20 protein-coding genes and 1 pseudogene are annotated in these 21882 nt (G+C 48.4%); 14 read left to right on the top strand and 7 right to left on the bottom strand.

Annotation, left to right across the window (positions count from 1 at the left end; all coding sequences use genetic code 11):
- Both ACTRC3_RS05600 and cptIN read left to right on the top strand, forming a co-directional pair.
- Positions 1 to 256 (top strand): hypothetical protein (locus ACTRC3_RS05600; protein ID WP_440322150.1); only part of this gene is annotated, 256 nt, incomplete at its 5' end.
- A gap of 251 nt (positions 257 to 507) precedes the next feature.
- Positions 508 to 978: a type III toxin-antitoxin system CptIN family toxin gene (gene cptIN, locus ACTRC3_RS05595; protein WP_440322149.1), complete on the top strand. Its 471-nt coding sequence runs from the start codon at positions 508 to 510 to the stop codon at positions 976 to 978.
- A 454-nt stretch (positions 979 to 1432) separates the two neighbouring features.
- Here cptIN and ACTRC3_RS05590 read toward each other — a convergent pair whose 3' ends face one another.
- Positions 1433 to 1753 carry a hypothetical protein gene (locus ACTRC3_RS05590; protein WP_440322148.1) on the bottom strand — a complete coding sequence of 107 codons (321 nt, stop codon included), beginning with the start codon at positions 1751 to 1753 and terminating at the stop codon, positions 1433 to 1435.
- A gap of 204 nt (positions 1754 to 1957) precedes the next feature.
- On the opposite strand from ACTRC3_RS05590, the gene ACTRC3_RS05585 reads away from it, so the two are divergent.
- The gene (locus ACTRC3_RS05585) at positions 1958 to 2335 is read left to right on the top strand and encodes a TnpV protein (protein ID WP_440322147.1); all 378 of its coding nucleotides are present in this window, start codon (positions 1958 to 1960) and stop codon (positions 2333 to 2335) included.
- A 108-nt stretch (positions 2336 to 2443) separates the two neighbouring features.
- On the opposite strand, the gene ACTRC3_RS05580 is transcribed toward ACTRC3_RS05585, so the two are convergent.
- Together ACTRC3_RS05580 and ACTRC3_RS05575 are read right to left on the bottom strand one after the other, a co-directional pair.
- Positions 2444 to 2920: a pyridoxamine 5'-phosphate oxidase family protein gene (locus ACTRC3_RS05580; RefSeq protein WP_440322145.1), complete on the bottom strand. Its 477-nt coding sequence runs from the start codon at positions 2918 to 2920 to the stop codon at positions 2444 to 2446.
- A 98-nt stretch (positions 2921 to 3018) separates the two neighbouring features.
- Positions 3019 to 3801 carry an arylamine N-acetyltransferase family protein gene (locus ACTRC3_RS05575; protein WP_440322143.1) on the bottom strand — a complete coding sequence of 261 codons (783 nt, stop codon included), beginning with the start codon at positions 3799 to 3801 and terminating at the stop codon, positions 3019 to 3021.
- 133 nt (positions 3802 to 3934) lie between these two features.
- On the opposite strand from ACTRC3_RS05575, the gene pdxR reads away from it, so the two are divergent.
- The 3 genes from pdxR to ACTRC3_RS05560 all read left to right on the top strand — a co-directional run bounded on the left by pdxR (position 3935) and on the right by ACTRC3_RS05560 (position 7079).
- The gene (pdxR, locus tag ACTRC3_RS05570; protein ID WP_440322141.1) at positions 3935 to 5338 is read left to right on the top strand and encodes a MocR-like pyridoxine biosynthesis transcription factor PdxR; all 1404 of its coding nucleotides are present in this window, start codon (positions 3935 to 3937) and stop codon (positions 5336 to 5338) included.
- Between the two features lie 274 nt (positions 5339 to 5612).
- Complete coding sequence (locus ACTRC3_RS05565; protein ID WP_349165396.1) at positions 5613 to 5864, top strand: winged helix-turn-helix transcriptional regulator; 252 nt, start codon at positions 5613 to 5615, stop codon at positions 5862 to 5864.
- A 39-nt stretch (positions 5865 to 5903) separates the two neighbouring features.
- A complete protein-coding gene (locus ACTRC3_RS05560; RefSeq protein WP_440322139.1) occupies positions 5904 to 7079 on the top strand; it encodes a pyridoxal phosphate-dependent aminotransferase in 1176 nt (391 codons plus the stop codon).
- A 99-nt stretch (positions 7080 to 7178) separates the two neighbouring features.
- On the opposite strand, the gene ACTRC3_RS05555 is transcribed toward ACTRC3_RS05560, so the two are convergent.
- Positions 7179 to 8459 carry an amidohydrolase family protein gene (locus ACTRC3_RS05555; protein ID WP_440322137.1) on the bottom strand — a complete coding sequence of 427 codons (1281 nt, stop codon included), beginning with the start codon at positions 8457 to 8459 and terminating at the stop codon, positions 7179 to 7181.
- Positions 8460 to 8720: 261 nt separating this feature from the next.
- Here ACTRC3_RS05555 and ACTRC3_RS05550 point away from each other — a divergent pair, with 261 nt between their 5' ends.
- Both ACTRC3_RS05550 and ACTRC3_RS05545 read left to right on the top strand, forming a co-directional pair.
- Positions 8721 to 9422, top strand: coding sequence for an HAD family hydrolase (locus tag ACTRC3_RS05550; protein ID WP_440322135.1), 702 nt, complete (start codon positions 8721 to 8723; stop codon positions 9420 to 9422).
- Positions 9423 to 9536: 114 nt separating this feature from the next.
- On the top strand, positions 9537 to 10250 hold the full coding sequence (locus ACTRC3_RS05545; RefSeq protein ID WP_440322134.1) for a DUF554 domain-containing protein: 714 nt from the start codon (positions 9537 to 9539) through the stop codon (positions 10248 to 10250).
- Between the two features lie 4 nt (positions 10251 to 10254).
- Here ACTRC3_RS05545 and ACTRC3_RS05540 read toward each other — a convergent pair whose 3' ends face one another.
- Positions 10255 to 11196 carry a LysR family transcriptional regulator gene (locus tag ACTRC3_RS05540; protein ID WP_440322132.1) on the bottom strand — a complete coding sequence of 314 codons (942 nt, stop codon included), beginning with the start codon at positions 11194 to 11196 and terminating at the stop codon, positions 10255 to 10257.
- 230 nt (positions 11197 to 11426) lie between these two features.
- Between ACTRC3_RS05540 and ACTRC3_RS05535 the strand changes: the two are divergent.
- The 4 genes and pseudogenes from ACTRC3_RS05535 to ACTRC3_RS05520 all read left to right on the top strand — a co-directional run.
- A pseudogene (locus ACTRC3_RS05535) lies at positions 11427 to 11916 on the top strand (aminotransferase); the annotation flags it as partial.
- Between the two features lie 15 nt (positions 11917 to 11931).
- The gene (locus tag ACTRC3_RS05530; RefSeq protein WP_349165411.1) at positions 11932 to 13194 is read left to right on the top strand and encodes a Glu/Leu/Phe/Val family dehydrogenase; all 1263 of its coding nucleotides are present in this window, start codon (positions 11932 to 11934) and stop codon (positions 13192 to 13194) included.
- A 67-nt stretch (positions 13195 to 13261) separates the two neighbouring features.
- Complete coding sequence (locus ACTRC3_RS05525; protein WP_440322130.1) at positions 13262 to 15076, top strand: PEP/pyruvate-binding domain-containing protein; 1815 nt, start codon at positions 13262 to 13264, stop codon at positions 15074 to 15076.
- 49 nt (positions 15077 to 15125) lie between these two features.
- On the top strand, positions 15126 to 16505 hold the full coding sequence (locus ACTRC3_RS05520) for an MATE family efflux transporter (protein ID WP_440322128.1): 1380 nt from the start codon (positions 15126 to 15128) through the stop codon (positions 16503 to 16505).
- Here ACTRC3_RS05520 and ACTRC3_RS05515 read toward each other — a convergent pair.
- Positions 16450 to 17361, bottom strand: coding sequence for a LysR family transcriptional regulator (locus ACTRC3_RS05515; protein WP_440322127.1), 912 nt, complete (start codon positions 17359 to 17361; stop codon positions 16450 to 16452). The two genes, ACTRC3_RS05520 and ACTRC3_RS05515, sit on opposite strands and share 56 nt — an antisense overlap.
- 463 nt (positions 17362 to 17824) lie before the next feature.
- Positions 17825 to 19180, bottom strand: a complete 1356-nt coding sequence (locus ACTRC3_RS05510; RefSeq protein WP_440322125.1) for an alanine/glycine:cation symporter family protein — start codon at positions 19178 to 19180, stop codon at positions 17825 to 17827.
- A gap of 168 nt (positions 19181 to 19348) precedes the next feature.
- Here ACTRC3_RS05510 and ACTRC3_RS05505 point away from each other — a divergent pair, with 168 nt between their 5' ends.
- Together ACTRC3_RS05505 and ACTRC3_RS05500 are read left to right on the top strand one after the other, a co-directional pair.
- A complete protein-coding gene (locus tag ACTRC3_RS05505) occupies positions 19349 to 20941 on the top strand; it encodes a hypothetical protein (RefSeq protein ID WP_349165406.1) in 1593 nt (530 codons plus the stop codon).
- Positions 20934 to 21863: a hypothetical protein gene (locus ACTRC3_RS05500; RefSeq protein WP_440322123.1), complete on the top strand. Its 930-nt coding sequence runs from the start codon at positions 20934 to 20936 to the stop codon at positions 21861 to 21863. The genes ACTRC3_RS05505 and ACTRC3_RS05500 overlap by 8 nt, the downstream gene beginning before the upstream one ends.
- Positions 21864 to 21882: the final 19 nt, after the last annotated feature.

The following is a 21882-nucleotide window of genomic DNA, read 5'->3' as shown; positions in this document are numbered from 1 at the left end:
GCAGAGCAGAGAGGATATTAAAAAACTTGAAAAGACTTATGAGTTGGACTTGGAAAAGGAAAAAGAAAAGCATAAAATGGAAATTGATAAATTGCAGTTAGAACATAAGAATCAGTTAGAGTTGCAACAAAAACAGTTTGAAAATCAATTAGGTAGTGATATGATGAATACGCTTATCTCTGAGGCGATGAAGATGCCAGAGGTAAAAAGACAAATTTCGCAAGGCATGAATACAGCAGGTAATAAAAGACGGTAATTTTTTTACTGTGGGATAAGTATATATTAGTGGTCCTTAGCATATAATTTTAATGGAAAGCTCTATTGACTTTCCTCTTTGCGCTTGCTAGAATGTAGGTACAAAGAAAGTTTACCACTGACCGATATGTGGTATATAAATGGTCGGGTTGAAAGTTTACCGCTGACCGATATGCGGTATATAAATGGTTGGGTCGAAAGTATAGTCCTTCGCCGCAAGGCGAGGGACTTTTCCGTAATGAGGACAGGCAAATGAAGAAAACAGGCTTTTACATTATCAAGGATAAATTTTTTGAAGATATGCCAGATCCGTATCTCAAAGGAAATAAGGCAGGAAACAGACCACATTATTACTGCCTTGAAGATACAAGTACCGGGATATATTGGATGATACCATTGTCTAGCCGCATTGACAAATACAGACGGATTATGGAGAAAAAAGAAAAAACCGGGAAATCTTGCGACATTCTTCATATCGTCAAACTGGACGACAGCCGGGAGAGCGCATTTCTGATACAAGATATGTTTCCGATAACAGAAGAATACATAGAACGGGAATATACAATCGCCGGAAATCATCTGATGTTGACGAGTGAGCATACCGCCAGAGAGATTGAGCAAAAAGCGAGAAAAGTTATGGGGATGTTGAAGCGAGGTATTAAGTTTACTCCAACGCAGCCGGACGTTATGGCGATATTAGAGAAGTTGAGGGAGCGCCGATAGCTTTTCCTTATTGGTGTAATAATTACATGGTGCTAGCACCATGTAGATAGAGCAATTAAGGAGAAATATTCGTGATACCCGTATGATACCTGTTTGATCGGAAACTATGAATAAAGCGTGAAATTTGGATATTATGAATATAAAAATCTGCAAAAGACATTTATATATTTAACGATTATGTTATGGTTACAGGGAGTTTGAATAAACAAAAATGCTTAGTAAATCCAGCGTTTATGCGGGGGTCCGGCATTTTCAGAAGTCTTTTGATAACAATTTGATAACAGCTGCATGAAAGCCATTATTCTTGTAATCCAGTGGTTTTAGAGTTGGAGAATGATTGGAATGGTGGTTGTGCAGCTGGTCTATCGTTCAGAGCCATATCTTGAACGAGTCCATATTATAAAAAGCCCTTAGCTGTGGGTAGTAACTCATAGCTAAGGGCTTTTTGTCGTCTTTATGCAGCCTGTTCAAAAATTTGTTTTTGCATATTCAAATAGTATTTTAAATCAGCAGAGGTTTTTTTATGAAAATATTTTGGTGGGTTTATGGAGCGTGTACTAATATTGTTAGCTTCTGTCAAACGTTTGGTGAAATCAAATATGCAATTTATCAAGTCACTGAATTGAGCGGCAGAAATATTGAGGTTAATAGACTTCTTTGGATTGTTTTTTTCGATTGCTTCGATGGAGTTAATAAGATTATTCAAAATGTCAATATTTAAAGCTCCGTTACGGGCAGAATCTAAGTACTCCTGTAAAGCTAATCCAAATTGCATGTCAAGTTTTCTTTGCTTACGATGTGCGATGTAACCAACAGTACCAGCAACAGTACCGCCTACGACAAGGACACCGCTTATTATAAAGGTTTCTTTTTGGTGTAATCGAACAAAGTCAATAGCTTTGGATGCACCTTCTTTGGCAGCATCAGTTACGGTAGGAATATGTTTAGCTATGGAGAGATAAGAAAGGTGGAATAGATTATGAAGAAAACAATTTTTGAAGAAATGGGCGGCATTTATGTAAGATGTGGGGATTATTTTATCCCCCGCCTTGCTTTGTCGGAGGAAGAAAAACCGAGATTTGTTGGGGTATGGGGACAAAGACATTTGCGGTATTTGAAGGAATACCGCAGGAATGTGTATCTGGAACTGCTTGTGAGCGGCGGACTAAACAGCTATTTGGCAGATATAGAAGAACAGGCACAGGAGCGATTTGAAAGGCTAATAGAGCAGATGAAACAGGTACAGGGAATCACGGAGCAGTTTAAGGCAGATAATGCATTGGAATGGGTAGGCAGAATGAACAACATACAGGCGTGTGCGAGGGAGATTGTGGAGAGAGAAATCATTTACCAGTAAGAGAAGTGTTATGGGGAAAAGCAAGCCGAAAATGGCTTGCTTTTTCAATTTGCAATAATATGATCTGAATTTACAGAAAAAATTTCACCCCGTCAATAATATTGAATGTTATTTTTCATTTACAAGTTTGCCTGTCATATGTTCGATTTTTATGGCAAACAGCTGTGCCCGTGTTGCAGAACGCACCATCTCTTTTTCAATCTCCTCTGTGGTTGGATAATACTTTGCCGCCAGCTTTCTCAACCGATCCTCAAAGATGTTTTTTTCTGTCACCGGCTTCACTTTTCCGAACACAACAACGCTTGTTGGATTCCATTCCCAATGCCCTTCGTTTTTGAATCCCTGATTCCAGACAGTCAGACAAATTTTATCGCATCGGTTCATTGCATCAACCTTATGTCCTTCTTTTGCTCCGTGAAAATAAATGTTGTTGTCTGTCTCATCATAATAGAAATTGATCGGGATTGTATATGGGTATCCATCATCACCAATCACCGAAAATGCGGCCCGCTTTTCCTCTTTCAGTACCTTTTTACATTCTTCTGTTGTAGTCTGCTGCTTAAATCTTCTCATTTCTCTGAACATATTGATCTCTCCTTACTTTATTATACTGCACTGTTAACTTCCAATTAGGCATTTCTATCGATAAGATACAATAATTTCCAAAACATTCATCTGTGTGCTCATCCTAAGTTCTGGCTTAATAATCCAAAATATATTTTTAGAATATTACTGGTTTCGGATTGGCTTGTAAGTTTCTTTCTATATTGTACTTTTGCATTCCGGTATTCTTGGAATATTCCGTCTACTAAAGTAAAATTGCTCTCCCTGCTAAAAATGGATATCTTCATAAATTTATTAAATGTAGAATCCGGGTGTTTTTCGCAGTAAAAACAGGGCATGATAAAATCATCATCAATCTGCGGTTCTTCCGTAAATCCATACAATGGTTTCCATGATTTTTCGTATTCTTTCTGACAGAGTACCCATCCATAAAAGTCATCTCGCTGAAATCTATATTCGCATACGCCATCTGACTGCAATGTGTCATATACAAGTTCGATTGGCATCCGTGGAGATTCACTCCTGATTCCTACATCGGTGAGATATCGTCTATTTCCAATCTGAACGACCAAAACCCTGTGCCTTCTCATCTGTACAATTCCTGGTTCATCCATAAATCTTGCAGAATATTGCACCATGCGAAATCCAATGCTTTCAAGTAGTTCTTTATAGAGTCCTTGAAGTTCAAAACAAAATCCACCTCGCTTTCTTACTATGATTTTCTGAAACAAATTCTCTACTTTTAAAGACAGTGGAATGCCAGCCAGTATGTCAAGATTTTCGTATGGAATATGGGTGATATGTGCCCATTGAAGTCCGGACAGCGTTTCCAAAGTTGTATCAACCGCCTGACAATATCCAATTCGCTCAAAATATTGTTTTATTTGTACATCTTCCAACATAATAAAATTCACCTCATTTCCTGTTTCCCTTGCTTTTTACAAACATTTTGATTATAGTATCATTAAATTGGTTCTTTTTATAGTTCCGATTTTAACTTATTTCATAGAACCAATTAAGAGGGGATTTTGATAAATGTTTATTCTTAATAGAAAATCAGATATTTCTTTATATGAGCAATTATACGAACAATTAAAGCAACAAATTCTTTCTGGGAATATGGTTGCCGGCCAACGGCTGCCTGCTACCCGTGAGCTTGCCACAGAATATCAAATAAGCAGAAATACGGTAATCAATGCATATTATCAGTTAGAAATAGAGGGGTATATCAAACCGGTCACCGGTTCAGGGTATTATGTGGAGCATCTTCCACCAGCCAAAGTGTCTATCCAGAAACCAACTTTCGTTCCCCATGATTCAGAATCGACCGATATGACCTATGACTATATATTTTCCTATGGCGACTTGGATTATAATTGCTACAATTCCAAGGCCTGGAGAAAATGTATGCTGGATGCCTACGACGCACTTTCTTTAAAAGAGAATGCAGCCTATGAGGAACCTCAAGGCATTTTTAATCTGCGTTGTATTCTCGGCAGTTATCTATATCTGTCTCGTGGAGTAAGATGTTCAGCAGAACAGATTATATTTACAAGTGGTCATCAACAATCCTTGAACATTATAGCAAATCTGTTTTCTTATACTGATTGGAATTTTGCTATGGAGGATCCCGGCTACAACGGAACTAGGAATACAATGAAGCAGAATCATTTTCATATAACACCTGTACCTGTAGAAAATGATGGAATTTCAATCAAGGAGGTTCAGAAGCTTTTTCAAACTTTACTCTATGTTACGCCATCACACCAATTTCCTATGGGCAGTGTTTTATCGATTACGAAACGGCTGCAGCTATTAGAATGGGCAGAAAAGAATAATGGATATATCATAGAAGACGATTATGACAGTGAACTACGCTATCATAATCGTCCAATTCCATCCTTGCAGTCCATTGATTCCGGCAATCGAACGATTTACCTTGGAACCTTTTCAAAATCACTCTCTCCTGATTTGAGAATCGCTTATATCGTACTCCCAATGCCCTTGTTGGCTTCCTATCGAGAAAAATATTTATATGCAAACTGCACTGTTCCCACATTGTTCCAACTAACGCTTGCAAAATACATGGAAAGTGGAGAATATCAGCGTCACCTAAATGCTATGCGAACTCATTATAGAAAAAAGCATGACTATATAAGGAAATATGTCGCAGATTATCTCTCAGACCAAGCTACTCTTCTTGGTGAAGATTCTGGATTGCATTTTGTTCTTTCTATACAAACTAAAAGTAACCAGACAGAATTGATAGACGCATTTGCTCGAAATAAAATTCAAATTTATCCTACGGAACCTTTTTGGATCAATAAAGCTCTTTGTCCATCTAATCAGCTTTTACTTGGTTTTAGTACAATACCGATGAAGCAGCTTCCAGATGCAATGGAATGTTTGTCGGAAGTAATCTATACCCAACACAAGTAAAAATGCACTGAGAAGTGTGAGTAGTCATTATATGTTCAGAAAGCAAGACTGTATGGCATATACATATGCTTCGGAAGCGGACATTTTAAATATGGCTTTATATTCCACAACAAATTCAGGAGAAATCAATTGGGGTTGACGACGATTTATCATTGATTTTACCAGAGATTTTAGCAAAAATAAATAAGGATTCTAAGTTATGAATCAGAGAGGCTGTGGATGAGCATACACAAGGAATGGATTTGTAGATATGTTCAAGTATTGCCTAGGGAGAGTGGAATTCACAATTTCATTTTTTATTACCGACGCAGTGCTGGCGGCAACCTTGAAAGATTTGTTTGAAGATGGTATTATTGATCGGAAATCTTACGATGAAATTCCGCCCCCGGTGAAATTATTCCTGACGGAGAAAGGAAAATCCGTCGTGCCCATCCTGCGGGGCATCTGTGAGTGGTCAGATATTTTTTATAAAGAAGACAGCGAAAACACCATGACACAGTACCAGAAGTGCGATCATCGCAGATGAGATTTCATAGAAATTGATATTTGTAAAGGAGATAAAAATATGCCGGAATTAAGCCAACGGGTTGGAAACTTTACGGATTCTGTTATCCGCAGAATGACACGTATCAGCAATCAATATGGAGCCATCAATCTGTCACAGGGCTTTCCTGATTTTGACCCGCCAAAGGAAATCATGGACGCATTGGCGAAGGCCGCCTATGAGGGGCCGCATCAGTATTCTATAACCTACGGAGCCCAGAATTTCCGGGAAGCGCTGGCTGTAAAGCAGGGAAAGGCTATCCACAGAATCATCGATCCAAACACAGAGATCGTGGTGACCTGCGGCGGAACCGAGGCGATGATGTGTGCCATGATGACCATCTGTAATCCCGGGGATAAGGTGATGGTATTTTCCCCGTTTTACGAGAATTACGGTGCCGACGCCATTCTGTCCGGGGCGGAGCCCATCTACATTCCGCTGGTTCCGCCGGAATATGAGTTTGATATCCGGCTGGTGGAGCAGGGCTTCCGGGACGGAGCGAAGGCTATCATTGTCTGCAATCCATCCAACCCCTGCGGAAAGGTGTTCCGCGAGGAGGAGCTTGTGGCCATCGGGAAGCTGGCTGTCCAATATGACGCCTTTGTGGTGACCGACGAGGTGTACGAGCATATGGTGTACGCGCCAAACCGGCATATTTGTATGGCTTCCCTGCCGGGCATGTACGGGCATACGATCACCTGCAATTCTCTGTCAAAGACCTACTCCATTACAGGCTGGAGACTGGGCTATCTGATTGGACCGGCTTATGTGATTGAGGCGGCCAAGAAGGTGCATGATTTCCTGACCGTGGGAGCGGCCGCGCCCTTACAGGAGGCGGCGACAGTGGGCCTTAAGTATTCGGAGGATTATTACGAAAAGCTGCTGGAGACTTACACGGAAAAACGGAATTATTTTCTGGCGGGACTGGATCGGATCGGGCTGAAACATAACGTGCCCCAGGGGACCTATTTTGTACTGATTGATATCTCCGAGTTTCTGGAGCTGCCGCAGTTCCGGGGCTTTACGGATCTGGAATTCTGCGAGTGGATGATCAAAGAGATTGGCGTGGCCGCCGTTCCTGGATCCAGCTTTTTCAGGGAAGAGGTCAACAACCTGATCCGCCTGCATTTCGCCCGGGAAAAGGAGACTCTGGACGAAGCGCTTGGACGGCTGGAAAAGCTGAAAGAACTGAAATAAAAATCCTGACATGGGACCGCACGGAGAGTCAGGAAGCCTTTCACTTTAAAACGTGTCTATATAATATTACATAGATAAGTTGGCACAATATGTTTCAGATTATAAGAACTTATCCAGCTCAGCTTCAACCTGTTTCCTCTTTTTAATCACAGGGTGTTCGATTACATTGCCCCGTGCGACTACCAGCTCCAGATTCCGCAATGCCCGCAGATCTTCCAGCGGATTCTCCGCAGTAACGATAAGATCCGCTGCCTTGCCTTTCTCAATGGAGCCGGTCAGATGCCCGATACCGGCCAGCTCGGCGCTGCGCTTGGTGGCGGTGTAGAGGGCGAAGGCGTTGGAGACACCCACATATTTGTGGAAATAATAGAGCTCTCGCCAGAAGTCATACTGGGTAATCCAGGGACAGCCCACGTCGTTGCCGAGAACCACCGGAATATCGTTGGCCAGGGCCGCCTTAGCGCAGTCGATGATACCCTCGAAGACCACATTTCCGTTGTACTGCTCCACCTCGGTGGCGTTGGTGATGGAGCGATCAAATAGGGCGTAGGGCAGAGCCGGGGAAATGGTAGTGCAGAGGAAGGCGCCCCGTTCTTTGAAGAGGCGTATCATGTCCGCGTCCATTTTCGCGCCATGTTCAATGGAATCCACGCCATTTTCCAGGGCCATGCGGACGCCTTCCGGAGATTCCACGTGGGCTGCTGCCAGATAGCCGTAGGAATGGGCCTTGTCGCAGACCGCGCGCACCATCTCAGGCGGCATCTTCAGCTCGCCGGGCACGCCCTTTTCTTTGGCGTCCAGAACGCCGCCGGTGATCATGAGTTTGATGAGATCGACCTTTTCCGACCGGGCCTTTTCCAGCTGCGCCAGGGCTTCGGGAATGTTCGCCGCTGCCACAGCCACCGAACCGGCCATGTGTCCTCCGGGGACAGAGATTCCCTGATTGGAGGCGAGAATGCGGGGGCCAACCCTGGAACCGGCCGTGATCTCATCTCGCAGGCGGGTGTCGAAATCGCCCAGACCGCCGACCGTCCGGATGGTGGTGACGCCGCCTAAGAGTTCGTCATTTGCGAAGCCACAGACCATTTTGTAAGCAATCGTTCGAGTGAGCCTGGTGCTCATGATCCGTTTTACCAGTTTTTCATTGTCCCGCTGCTTCTTCTGCGGCTTGCCATTTCCGGCCAGATGCACGTGCATGTTAATAAGGCCCGGCAGAATGTAATGCCCATGCAGATCCACCCTCCGATATCCCGTCACATCCGCCGTATCCGGCACGATATCCGAGATCAACCCATCCTTCACCAAAATACAAAGCCCGGTCTGCACCTGCATGTCCCGGTTTCCGTCCAGAAGCTTTCCGTTTGTAAATGAGTAGTTCATAGTAATCCCCCAATTTCACGAATTGATTACCTTCACTATACACCGGTGGTAATGGGCTTGGCAAGCGGAAAAACCTATGCGCAGGGCTGCCGGTGATTTCTCCGGTTTTGAACCGGTAGAACAGAAAAATGATTCATTTTCAGGGGATAAGATCGTGCCTGGCTTATCCTTGGGAATTTAATTAAGCAACTGGTCAAAATCTCCTATTTATGCTAAACTGCCTTTAGAATAAAAATCCAATTCCGGAAAGGCGGAGCGCATATGCTTAAGGCAATTTTATTTGATATCGATGATACGTTATATGATTTATCCATCCCATTTAAGGAGGCTTTCCTGGAGTTCTTTCCCGGGGAAAAGATGGATCTGGAGGGAGCTTTTCTGGCCAGCCGAAAGTATAGCGATCTGATCTACGATCGGTCTTTAAGCGGGGAGATTTCCATGGCGGAGATGTACATCTACCGCCTGGGAAATGCGTTCCGGGATTATGGGAAAATCATCGACGGGCCCACGGCGCTGCAGTTTCAGAGTGTATATGAGAAGCGTCAGCATGAGATCCGGATGACAGAAGAGATGGAACGGATGCTGGAGGAGCTGTCAAGAAAAATGACACTGGGAATTATTACTAACGGCCCGTCGGAGCATCAGCGCGATAAGGTGCGCGCATTGGGTGTGGAGCGGTGGATTCCCATGGAGCGGATCTGGATTTCCGGGGATCTGGGCGTGGGAAAGCCCCATAAAGAGATTTTTGAGGCAGCCCGGGAAAAGCTGGGACTGAAGCCTGAGGAACTTTGCTTTGTGGGAGACGCTTACGGACATGATATTCTGGGAGCCAAGGGCGCGGGCTGGAAAGCCGTCTGGTTTAATCACAGAGGGCGTCAGGCCACGGGAGAGGTGATGCCGGATTATGAGGTACGTTCAGAACAGGAGCTGATTGCATTACTGGAAAAACAGTGTGCAGATTGATAAATTTTCAATGAAACACTTGATTATAAAAGGATGCCCATAGAGCTGGAGAAGCTGAAAGAGCTGTTAGAACAGGTATTGCAGAAAATGATATACGAAGGAGAATGACATAAAATGAGTGGTTTGGGAACACTAATCAACGCCCTGGCGATCATCGCTGGCGGTATCGCCGGCATCTGCTGTAAAAAGCTGATCAAAGAGAGATATCAGGAAACGATTATGAAAGCGACCGGGTTTTCTGTGATGTTTCTCGGCGCAGGCGGTACATTTTCAAAAATGCTGGTGACGACTAAGAGCGGGCTGCCGCTGGATACGACAGGCTCCATGACCATTGTGCTTTCCATGGTGATCGGAGCGTTTGCAGGAGAAATCATCGATTTGGATCATCAGTTTGAGCGATTCGGAAGCTGGCTGAAACACAAGACAGGAAGCGACGGGGATAATCAGTTTATCAACGGCTTTGTGACGGCGTCCCTGACGGTCAGCATTGGCGCCATGGGTATCATGGGAGCCATTCAGGACGGTATCTACGGCGACCATACTACGCTGGTGGCGAAGGCCATACTGGACTTTGTCATTGTGTTGATTATGGCTTCTTCCATGGGGAAGGGCTGTATCTTTTCCTTTATTCCGGTGGCAGCCTGGCAGGGACTGATTACCGCCCTGGCCGTGGTGCTGTCCGGGTATATGACCGCTCCGGTGCTGAACAGCCTGTCCATGGTGGGAAATATCCTGATTTTCTGCGTGGGCGTGAATCTGGTCTGGCCGAAGACCATTAAGGTGGCGAATCTTTTGCCGGCGCTGATTGTGGCAGTGCTGATGGCATAAAGCTTTACTGATTAGCCAGTACGATCTTGATAAACTCCGACATGCTTCGTGTCAGATATTTATGATTCCGATAATACAGCGTCACATTTCGTACCGCGTTCGGATCGTCTAACTTATAGTAGATAATATTCTGGTTTGGCGATAATTTCTTCACCACGGTATCGCTGACAAAGGAAGCGCCCATGCCATTTTCCGTCAGGTGATAGGTGGTCAGCAGCTGATCCAGCTTCAGGATGGTATTCAGCTTTACGCCTGCGTTCTGGCAGATATTTTCCATGCGCTTGCGGGTATCGTTGGGCAGCCGCAGGGTCACGAAGGGTTCTTCGGCAAACTTCTCCAGCGGGACCCCCGGGAAAGAAGGATTCAGGTGCGTATCCAGGTTTACGTCCTCCCAGGTCAGCTGATAACGGGTGGCCCGCCGGTTGGACGGGAAGGAAGCCGGGACTGCCAGCAGCAGGTATTCCTTCATCAGAACCCGGTGACAGTAGATGTCGTCGCTGGTGTGAAAATTGTCGATGACCATGTCCACCTCATTGACGGAGGCCTTCTGTGCCAGGGTCTGGGAATCGGCCTCGTAAAGATTTACCTTCACATGGGGATAAGCCGCCGAAAACTGCGAGATATATTTCGGCAGAATATAGGAGGCGAAGAAGGATGTAGTCCCGATGGATAGATGCCCCGTCTTCAATTCATTCAGATTATCCGTATAATAGGCAAATTCATCTTCCAAATCCATAATCTTTTCCGCAATCCGGATATACTGTTCTCCGTACTCGGTCAGCTGGATGGGATTGGTGCTGCGGTCGAAAAGCGGCGCACCCACCTTCGCTTCTATTTTCTTAATCATGGCGCTCAGAGACGGCTGAGAAATGTAGAGATTCTTCGCCGCTTTGGAAAAACTCTGCGTCCTATATACCTCATAGACATAATTGATACCACTAAACATAAAATCCACCTGTTAATTATATAACGATGATAAAAATGACAGATAAAATGCGCTTTTTAAGCAGAAAATACGGTATAGTCATAGATGAATAATTATATATAACATATAAATATAGATATTTGCTAATATCATACCGCGATTTTATAATAAATACAAGGAAAAAAGACTACCAAAAAAGAAAAAAGGAGGCACTTATGAGAAAGGTAGACGAGCGGTCAAAGAAGCTGGTGCAGGATCCCCTGGTAAAGGGTATGTGGTGCGTACCACTTCATTCCAATCCCAGCGGCGTATGCTACAGCGACGCGGTGGTAGACGCTCTGGCGTCCATGGAGACGGCGGCGGACGATTTCCGTATCTTCTGGGACAATGCCTACGGCGTACACCATATGATATCTTCCAGCAGCCGCAATATTGCGGAGCTTCGGAAGCATATGTCGGCGCAGACCATCAGCCATGACAAGCTGAATCAGCTGCGTCACGTACAGTATTTCCAGACGCCGGAGAACATAAGACTTCATATGAAGAGGCTGGCGGATCTGTTAAGACAGAAATTCGATATCGTGCTGAATAAGCTTACGGAGGGGTTGGGGGACACCTCTTACGCTACCTGAAGCAGTCCGAATCGCGCCGTCCTATCCGACGGAGGACGAGCTTTCCAAGGCCATGGATATTTTTGTTTTATGTGTAAAAATAGCTGCAATTGAGAAAATTTTGGGGTAAAATAGAGAAGGAGAAATCATTATGGCATACAATCCTTATGAAAACGTATTGAAGGTTATGGATGAGGCGGCACAGATCCTGGGCTACAGTGAGAGTGATATCGAGCCGCTGAAGTATCCGGAGCGCGAGCTGAAGGTATCGGTTCCGGTGGTGATGGACGACGGAAGCACCCGCGTATTTGAGGGCTACCGCATCCAGCATTCCACATCCCGCGGACCGGCCAAGGGAGGTATCCGTTTCCATCCGGCGGTAAATAACGACGAAGTCAAGGCGCTGGCAGCATGGATGACCTTCAAGTGCGCAGTTGTAAATATTCCTTACGGCGGCGGCAAGGGCGGCGTGGTCTGCGATCCGCATGAGCTTTCCGAGCGTGAGCTTCGGGCCATCACCAGAAGATTTACCGCAGCCATCATGCCTCTGATCGGACCGGATCAGGACATCCCGGCTCCGGACGTAGGAAGCAATGCAGCTGTTATGGGTTGGATGATGGATACCTACAGTATGCTGAAGGGACACTGCGTACACGGCGTCGTTACAGGAAAGCCCATCGAGCTGGGCGGAGCGCTGGGACGAAATGAGGCCACCGGACGCGGCGTTATGTTCACCACAAGAAATATCATGAAGAAAATGGGCATGGAGATGAAGGGCACCGACGTAGCCGTACAGGGTATGGGTAACGTGGGAAGCATTACAGCCAAGCTACTCCATCAGGAAGGCATGAAGGTAGTTGCTGTCAGCGATGTATCCGGCGGCATCTATAAGAAAGAGGGTCTGGATATTCCGGCTATCCTGGCATATCTGGGCAAGGATCGTAAGAACCTGCTGTCCGGCTATGAGGAAGATGGTATGACCCGCATCACCAACGAGGAGCTGCTGGAGCTGCCTGTCACTGTTCTGGTACCGGCTGCGCTGGAGAATCAGATCAACGGAACCAACGCGGATAAGATTCAGGCGAAGCTTATCGTAGAGGCAGCCAATGGTCCGACCGCCGCAGAGGCAGACCCGATTCTGAACGAAAAGGGCGTCGTCATCGTACCGGACATCCTGTCCAACGCGGGCGGCGTGGTCGTATCTTATTTTGAGTGGGTACAGAATATCCAGTCTGTCAGCTGGACCGAGGAAGAGGTCAACGCGAAGCTGGAGCGTATTATGAACAACTCCTTCGAAGCTGTATACAATATTGCACAGGAAAAGAAGGTTCCCCTGCGTACAGGCGCGTATCTGATCGCGGTGGACCGTGTAGTAAAGGCTAAGAAAGCGAGAGCGATCTGGCCGTAGAAAAAATATAGCAGCCACTGCGCATCGCGGAGCGGCTGCGAATGGAGTGAGTAGCTTGGAGAGCAGAGTGAGTGAATTGAAAAAAGTAAGGGAAAAGCTGGAAAGCGGGCAGACGCTGGAATTTCAGGAAAAGAGACTGCTTTGCAATGAGCTGATGACCCGCGAGCCGCGGATGGAGAAGCTGATTGTGAAATGGTTTGATGAGGAAGACTACCGGACGGTCCTGCGCCACAAGGTCGGCGACGGAGTCATCGGAGGAAAGGCCTGCGGCGTACTGCTTGCCAGAAAGCTGATAAAAGAGAAGCTTCCCGAATATGAGTCACTGCTGCTCCCGCACCATTCCTGGTTTATCGGATCTGACGTATTTGCGGAATATCTCTGGGAGGAGACCTTCTCCGAGCGAACGAAACGGGAATTCGGGGACCTGCTGGCCCATCTGGGCGACGATCCTTATGTGGTTCGTTCCAGCAGCACCCTGGAGGATGGCTTTGACCACGCATTTACCGGAAAATACGAATCTGTCTTCTGTACCAATCAGGGAAAGAAAGACGAGCGAATTGAAGAATTAAAGGTGGCGGTGTTCCGTGTATACAAAAGTGTCTGGAATGAATCTGCGGTAGAATACCGCAGAACCCGCGGCCTGACTCATACAGATGAACGAATGGCTTTATTGGTTCAGCGGGTGGAAGGAATGCGCATGGGAAGCTATTACCTTCCGCTGGCGGCCGGTATGGGCTGCTCCTATAATCCTTACAAATGGATGGAGCAGATGAATCCCGAGGCCGGTATGCTGCGTATCGTACTGGGTTTGGGAACCAGAGCGGTGGAACGTACCCCCGGCGACTATCCGAGACTGATTGATCTGGATCGCGCGCGGGGCAGTTTGTATGCTTCCGCGGGCGAGCGCCACAAGTACTCCCAGCGTCAGGTGGATGTGCTTGATCTGGAAAATGCCGCGCATAAGACAATCTGGCTGGAGGAGCTGATACCCCTTTTGCCGGAGCGTGGGAAGAAGCTGGTATTAAGCCATGACACCGATGCGGAACAGCGGCTCCAGGAGATGGGCCGGTACCGCCCGGTGCTGTTCGCGGATTGTCAGGGTATCGCCCATGACAGTGATTTTATGAACATGATGCAGCGGATTCTGAAAATGCTGGAGAGTGAATATGGCCGCCCTGTGGATATTGAGTTTGCCATGGAGGAGGGCGGAGACGGAAAGATTCACCTGAATCTGTTCCAGTGCAGGCCGCTCCGCCAGGTGACCGAGCAGAAATTCGTGATGCCGGAGGGCAACGAGGAGGAGGTTTTATTTGACGTCAGAAGAACCTCCATGTGGCGCTCCAAGGAGGAGAAGCTGGATATCATCGTCTGGGTGGATCCCCAGAAATATTACGAGTATCCATATGCGAAAAAGCCGGACGCGGCCCATATGATCGGCGTCATCAACCAGTATTTCAGCCAGCAGGGCAGGCATATGATGCTGCTGGTGCCGGGACGCTGCGGTACGTCGTCCCCGGAGCTTGGCGTGCCGGTGAAGTATTCCGATGTGAGCTGCTTTTCTGCCATCTGCGAGGTGGCCTACAGCAAGGCTGGTTACAATCCGTCCCTGTCCTACGGCAGCCACATGTTTCAGGAGCTGGTGGAGGCGGACATCTACTACGGCGCCATCAATGAAAATAGCAAGACGAAGATTTACCGTCCGGATTATCTGAACACCTTCCACGATGTGTTCGGGGAAATCTGGCCGGATAAGGCGGAATTCGGAAACATGATACGGGTGTTTGACGTATCGGAGAACCATGCAAGGCTTTTACTGGACGCCAAAGAAGGGCGCGCGGTATGCAGGATAAAGAAAACTGTTGACAGAAAGACCGAGAAGTAGTAAACCATTAGAGTATCTGAATTGTGTTTTTTAGTTAAGAGGTAAAAGTATGTCATCAGCAGCATCCATGATCAAAGACAATCCCTTAAAATCCATGCTGCAGTTCGCCCTGCCCCTTCTGGTGGGTAATCTTCTGCAGCAGACCTATAATATCATCGACGCAGCCATCGTAGGCCAGACCCTGGGCGCGGAGGCGTTGGCGGCAGTGGGATCCAGCAGCAGTGTACAGTTTCTGGTACTGGGCTTTTGTATGGGAAGCTGCGCGGGCTTCGGCATTCCGATTGCGAAGTATTTCGGCGCGGAAAAGTATGATACCATGCGGCGCTATATCTTCAATGGCGGCGTTCTGACGGCGATGATTGCGGCGATCGTGACAGTGCTCTGTATGTCTCTGTGTAACTGGATTTTACAGATTCTGTCCGTGCCGGGGGACATTTTCGCAAATGCGTATGCATATCTGCTGGTGATCTTTATCGGCCTGCCATTTACACTTCTGTATAATTATCTTTCCAGTATTCTGCGTGCGGTAGGAGACAGCCGGACGCCGTTTCTGTTCCTGGCATTTTCGGCTATCTTAAATATCTTTCTGGATCTGTTTTGTATCATAGTTCTGAAATGGGGCTGCGCCGGAGCGGCCATTGCGACGATTACTGCACAGGCTGTCAGCGGACTTTTATGTCTGGGATTTATCATCCGCCGGGTGAAACTGATGCGGATGAGCCGGGAAAACCAAAAGATGGATGGAGAAGCTGTGAAGGAATTGCTGATGATGGGGCTGCCTACCGGTCTGCAGTTTTCTATTACCGCCATTGGCAGTATGGTCATGCAGTCTGCCAATAACAGTCTGGGAAGCATCTATGTGTCGGGCTTTACAGCGGCGGTAAAGATCAAACAGTTTGCGTTGTGTCCCTTTGACGCCATGGCGACTGCGGTTTCTGTATTTTGCAGTCAGAATCTGGGTGCGGGTCAGGCGAAGCGTATCCGCCAGGGGTTATTCCAGGGAATGGCTGTGGCCGTGGGCTACGGTATATTTGCAGGTTTGGTACTGATTGTGTTTGGGCGCTCCTTGTCCATGATGTTCCTGAGCAGGGATAACGTGGAGGTGTTGGACGCTTCCGCTAAATACTTGCGGTGCATGGGATTCTTCTACTGGAGTCTGGGTATCCTGAACGTGTCCCGCATGGTGACCCAGGGACTGGGCTTTTCCGGACGTGCCTTTTTCTCTGGCGTGACGGAAATGATTGCCCGGATCATCGTCAGCGTGGGCTTTGTGGGGACCTTTGGCTATACGGCCATCTGTTTTGCGGATCAGACGGCCTGGGTATCTGCCTGTTGTTATATTTTCCCGACCTGTCTGTACTGTATGAAAAAAGTTACAAAATTGATTCAGTCGGAGACTCCTGCGCAAGCTGATTCTCTACATGCATAATAAATTCTTCGGCCACGTGTGACAGCTGATGATTCTTGCTCCAGATGAGAGCATAGGAAGCATAGGCGTCCGGGTGGTCGATTTTTTTTACGCAGAGTTCGTCGCTTCGAATCAGGGAAGAAATGGAGGCCGGGTAAATGGAGACGCCGACGCCGTGGAGACTGAGCTCATAGGCATTGACCATATGGGCGATACGTCCGCGGATGACGGGCTTCCGGCCAGTTCCGAGAAACCACCGATCGATCTCCTGCTTACGGGATTCCCGGGAAGGAATCAGAAGGTCGTAGGGTAGAAGCTGTTCCGGTGTAATAGAATCTCCGGGCAGGGCGGCCAGCGGGTGATCATGGGGAAGCAGAGCCACCCAGGGCTCCCGGCAGACAGGAAGAACCTCAAAGCCTTCTTTATTGTAGGGGGCGGTAATCATAGCGATCTCACAGAGACCTTTGGAGACGCGGGTATTAACGTCGTCGGAATTGCCGTTCCAGAGATTGTACTGTACATGGGGATAGCGTTTCTGGAAGGACGCAATCCACGCGGAAAAGAGGTGGGGGCAGCAGCCCTCGACGGAGGCAATGTAGAGCATACCCTGCAGGCCTTCCTTCACTTCCCGGACTTCCTCTGCAGATTTATTGACCAGGTCGAGAATTTGGTTGGCGTACTGAAGAAACAGTTCGCCCTCTTCGGTGAGGGAAATACTGTGGGGGCTGCGCAAAAACAGTTTCGTATCCAGCTCCTTTTCCAGATCCTGAATCTGACGGCTTAAGGGAGGCTGGGCAATATTCAGCTTCTCCGCTGCCCGGGTAAAGTTCTTTTCGTCTGCGACGGCCTTAAAATATCGAATGTGTCTGAGTTCCATGGGTGCCTCCTGCGTTATACTTTTTGAGTATCAAGATGCTTTTATTATATGTATTTCACAAGTGAATTGCAAGGTGTTATAGTAAAGACAACAAGAAACAAGGGATTAAAAATCCCGAAGACATTCAGCACAGAAATACCCTAAGGGTATCCCTGGATGCCCTTAGAACATGGGCATTTTAAAGAAAGGATGGAATGACTTATGAAGAAGATTTTAGCGCTGGTAAATGAGTTTTTTAAGGAGTATTACGCAAGCTTTGCAGAGGAGCCGGTATTATAAAGAGGCCGAGGAAAATTGAATATGGAAACGAACAGTATAGACAATAATCAAAAGGGACTGTCCTTCTGAGGTGAGCGCGAAGCACATGGAAGAAGATGACAGTCCCTTTTCCTATATTTGCCCATGTTCTACGGGCATCCAGGGACACCCTTAGGGTGTTTCCTATATCTGCCCGTGCGAAACTTTATTTCCCGGAAAAATAGATTCTGGTCTCGTCCCGGATTACATCCGCCAGCAGCAGAAGCCCCAGCAGATTCGGCAGCGCCATCAACGCATTCAGCAGATCTGAAATCTCGAAAATCATCGTAAGCTCCAGCATCGGTGCAAACACCAGCGTAAAAATCCAGCAGAGCCGATACGGGAACAATGCTTTCGGCCCGAACAGATATGTAAGACAACGCTCCCCGTAAAAGGACCATCCGAGAATCGTAGCATAGGCGAAGGTCACGATACTGAATAAGAGCACTGGCTGCCCAAGACAAGGAATGGCAGAAAAGGCCCGCCAGGTAAAGCTGCTGCCGGAAAGGGCCACGCCGGAAGCCAAAAGGGCAGGCTCCCGAGCCAGCAGATGGCTTACAATGACTAGTCCCGTGATCAGGCAGACCACCAACGTGTCCCAGAAGGTGGCCGTGGAGGCCACCAGGGCCTGCCGCACCGGATCGGAACAGCGGGCGGCTGCAGCGGCCAGGGGCGCGCTTCCCATTCCGGCCTCGTTGGTGAAAAGACCCCGGGCTACCCCGTAGCGGGCTGCCAACAACAGGCCGGAGCCTGCCATGCCGCCTGAGACAGCCCGGGGCGCGAAGGCACATTTCAGAATCAGGCGGCAGGCTGGCAGCAGGAAAGCCCGATTTGCCACAAGAATCATAAGGCAGCCCAGCAGATAAAACAGGGTCATAAAGGGCACCAGCTTCTCGCAGACCCGGGAAATAGCCTGGTTGCCGCCAAAGATTACAAAGCAGGTGAGAAGTCCGACCGCCAATCCTGTGATAATGGGCGGAATCGGAAGCGTATCTGCCATGGCGTGCACCTGCACCGCGCAGCCGATACCAAAGGAAGCCAGCACGCCGCAGACCGCGAACAGGACGGCGGCAAATTTCCGGCGCAGCCCGTACTCCAGAACATACATGGGCCCGCCCGCAGGCTGCCCGTCCGGAGTGTACACCCGGAACTTAAGAGAGAGCAGCGCCTCCCCATAGGTGGTTGCTATCCCGAAGAAACCGGTGATCCAGCACCAGAACACCGCCCCGGGTCCGCCGAGCGCCACAGCCGTCCCCATGCCGACGATATTTCCGACGCCCAGACTGGAGGCCAGAGCCGTGGTCAGGGAAGCAAAGGGCGAAAGCCCGCCGTCGCCATTTCCCGTCTCCGCGCCCACTGCGGCGTCCGGCGTCAGCGACAGCCGGATAGCCAGCGGAAGCTTCCGCTGAATCAGTCCCGTCTTCCAGGTCAGAAAAAGGTGCGTCCCGAATAAAAGCAGAAGCATAGGGATCCCCCAGAGGCAGTTGTTCAAAGCCTCCACAATCGCATAGAAAGTTGACATAAGATAGATACCCGAAGAAAAGATCTGATGTATTATATGAATAGCCGGAAAAATTATGCGAAAATGTGGCAACTTATCCTATACATCAGGCTGCGAAATTTGATACAATAGGGATAAGTTCGAGGCAATTTGTAAAATTCCAGTTTCGAAAATACGGAGGTGAACCCCATGTACGGATGCCCAAACTGCGGCAGCGAGCTGCTGTATGATATTAAGCTTGGCAGGCTGAAATGCGGAAGCTGTCGCAGCAGCTTTGACGTGGACTCAATCAAGCGCGAGAAGGACGCAGAACAAGATCTGTACGAGATCCAGGCCTTTCGCTGCCCCCAGTGCGGCGGTGAAATCTACACCAATGATCATACCATCGCGGGCTTTTGCAGCTATTGCGGCGCGTCTGCGGTGTTGCAGCAGAGGACGGAGCAGATCAAGGTTCCGTTCCGCATTTTCCCATTTACTGTGGATAAGAAGGACTGCCGGAAACGGTTCCGGGAATTTATCGCCAAGTGCTCTTATGTGCCGGAGGAATACAAGAATCCGGAGGCCGAACATGAATTTCGCGGTATCTATGTGCCCAGTCATTCCTACGAGGCGGAGGCAGGGGGCGCGTATCAGCTGAAGGGAAAGACCACCACCTATACCGGTAAGAAAAAAGGAAAGCGGCACTATACGGTAAAGGAATGGAATATGAACGTCGAAGCCTCGGGTAAAGTGAGCGATATCACCCATGCGGCGTCCTCATCCTTCCCGGATGAGCAGAGCGAGTGGATTCAGGACGGAATAGACCGGGGTGGCGGACGGCTTTTCGCGCCGGGCTTTCTCTGCGGTTTCTACGCGGATACCGCCGATGTGCCGCCGGAGGTCTACGAGCCCTACGCCCGGGCGGTGGCGGGCCAGCAGCTGGAAAATCAGCTCAATGATAATCTGGCCGGTATGGAAGCTACCCGTGCCACCTGTGAGCCGATTCTTCATATCCGGCATGCAGGCGACGTGTTGAAGCCGGTCTGGTTCATGTCCTACCGGAACGGTGGACGTGTGGCTTACGCAGCCATCGAGGGCCGGAATAAAAATATCAGCTGCGACGTGCCGGTAGATCAGAAGAAATTTACGAAAGTATCTCTGATTATTGCAGCCGTACTGTTCGTGGTGTTCAGCCTGTTTCAGGATCTGATGTTTACGGCGAAGACCATGCTGGGTATTACGGCACTGTTTAACATGGTGTTGTGCCTGCTCTGGCATTCCAATATTCAAAAGCTGTACCGGCGTGAGATTGAGCGGGAATATAAAGTAAAGAAGAAGCATCGGAAAAAGCATCTGAACAACGATAAATGGCGGATAGCTCTGGTTGTGGTGGCCTGCATTATCGGAGCGCCCATCGCAATTTTCCTGCTTGCCTTTATCATAGTCATTTTCAGCGATACCGCCTACATAGAGAGCAGCAAGTCACTGAAGATATTTTTGGCGCTGGTATCGGCGGCGTTTCAGCTGATAATTTTGCTGAAGGATATGCCGAAGCGGACGAAGCTCTGGAAAAATCGGACCCGGACCCTTCCGGCAGACTGGATTTGCCTGTTTGTGACGCTGCTGCTTGGGGTGACAGCTTATGTAAACCCGGTGGAGGATCTGTGGTATTACGGAGCGATTATGGCGGCTTTCGGCGTAGATATTCTGATGCTATTGGAAATCATCCGAGACTACAACCTGAGCTGTTCCCGGCCCATGCCGCAGTTCGAGCTATACAAAGGAGGGCATAACCGTGAGTAGAAGGAGAGAGAAAAAGCGCCTTCTTTGTAAAACAGGGATTGTGTGCGCGGTGATTTTGGGCGTCGGTCTGGGCAGTTTTTTCGTGGAAAGAATTTCGGCGGAAACAGCTGTGAAACAGGCGCAGACGTCTAAGGCAGAGGTGACAGAAAAGCAGATCCCATCCTTAACAGCTACAGACGGTACCGGCTCCACCCGTAATCCCGACGAGCCGGAATATTATGACGGCCTGGGTTACGACGTCATTTACCGGGACAAGGCAGAATTGGTGGGAGACGACGAAAAGGAGGCGGTTCTGGCCAGTATGGAGCCTATCTCCGAGTACGCTAACGTCATTTTCTATACCACGGACGAATATGAAGCTTCCGACACGGCGACGGTCTGCGAGAAGATCTGCGCGGGTTACTATGGCAGCTCCAAGAAAGCGCCGGTGGTCATGTTCGCCATCGACATGTATAACCGGGAAATCTATCTGTACTGTACCGGCCCCACCCGCCACATTATTCGCAACCGGGACGCCAACTCCATTACGGATAATATCTACCGCCTGGCCAGTGCCAGACGCTACGATGACTGCGCCATCGGAGCCTTCGAGCAGTGTCAGAGTCTTCTCACCGGCAGCAGTATCCGGCGGCCCATGCAGCGTATCAACAACCTGTTCCTGGCGATTATCCTGGGCTTTCTGATCAATTATCTGTACCTGCGCATATCGCGGAGCATGACGGCGAGCAAAGAAAAATGGAACGTGAAGCCCTTCGAAACCAATAAATTCACCCTGAAGACCACGAAAGAGTGTATACGCACCTACACCTATACCGAATCCGAAAGCTCTGGATCCGGCGGCGGTGGCGGCTTCAGCGGCGGAGGAGGCAGTTCCGGAGGAGGCGATTCCGGAGGCAGCTCCGGAGGCGGACACAGCTTCTAAAAGCGATAGAGAGAATTTG

Source organism: Laedolimicola sp. (assembly GCF_051972735.1).
GTDB lineage: Bacteria > Bacillota > Clostridia > Lachnospirales > Lachnospiraceae > Laedolimicola > Laedolimicola intestinihominis.
The sequence above is the reverse complement of the archived record's forward strand: the minus strand, read 5'-3'. Positions and strand labels throughout refer to the sequence as shown.

Coding starts and splice junctions, on each gene's coding strand:
- cptIN (WP_440322149.1), top strand. CDS start 508: ATGAAGAAAACAGGCTTTTACATTATCAAGGATAAATTTTTTGAAGAT.
- ACTRC3_RS05590 (WP_440322148.1), bottom strand. CDS start 1,753: ATGCAATTTGGATTAGCTTTACAGGAGTACTTAGATTCTGCCCGTAAC.
- ACTRC3_RS05585 (WP_440322147.1), top strand. CDS start 1,958: ATGAAGAAAACAATTTTTGAAGAAATGGGCGGCATTTATGTAAGATGT.
- ACTRC3_RS05580 (WP_440322145.1), bottom strand. CDS start 2,920: ATGTTCAGAGAAATGAGAAGATTTAAGCAGCAGACTACAACAGAAGAA.
- ACTRC3_RS05575 (WP_440322143.1), bottom strand. CDS start 3,801: ATGTTGGAAGATGTACAAATAAAACAATATTTTGAGCGAATTGGATAT.
- pdxR (WP_440322141.1), top strand. CDS start 3,935: ATGTTTATTCTTAATAGAAAATCAGATATTTCTTTATATGAGCAATTA.
- ACTRC3_RS05560 (WP_440322139.1), top strand. CDS start 5,904: ATGCCGGAATTAAGCCAACGGGTTGGAAACTTTACGGATTCTGTTATC.
- ACTRC3_RS05555 (WP_440322137.1), bottom strand. CDS start 8,459: ATGAACTACTCATTTACAAACGGAAAGCTTCTGGACGGAAACCGGGAC.
- ACTRC3_RS05550 (WP_440322135.1), top strand. CDS start 8,721: ATGCTTAAGGCAATTTTATTTGATATCGATGATACGTTATATGATTTA.
- ACTRC3_RS05545 (WP_440322134.1), top strand. CDS start 9,537: ATGAGTGGTTTGGGAACACTAATCAACGCCCTGGCGATCATCGCTGGC.
- ACTRC3_RS05540 (WP_440322132.1), bottom strand. CDS start 11,196: ATGTTTAGTGGTATCAATTATGTCTATGAGGTATATAGGACGCAGAGT.
- ACTRC3_RS05520 (WP_440322128.1), top strand. CDS start 15,126: ATGTCATCAGCAGCATCCATGATCAAAGACAATCCCTTAAAATCCATG.
- ACTRC3_RS05515 (WP_440322127.1), bottom strand. CDS start 17,361: ATGGAACTCAGACACATTCGATATTTTAAGGCCGTCGCAGACGAAAAG.
- ACTRC3_RS05510 (WP_440322125.1), bottom strand. CDS start 19,180: ATGTCAACTTTCTATGCGATTGTGGAGGCTTTGAACAACTGCCTCTGG.
- ACTRC3_RS05505 (WP_349165406.1), top strand. CDS start 19,349: ATGTACGGATGCCCAAACTGCGGCAGCGAGCTGCTGTATGATATTAAG.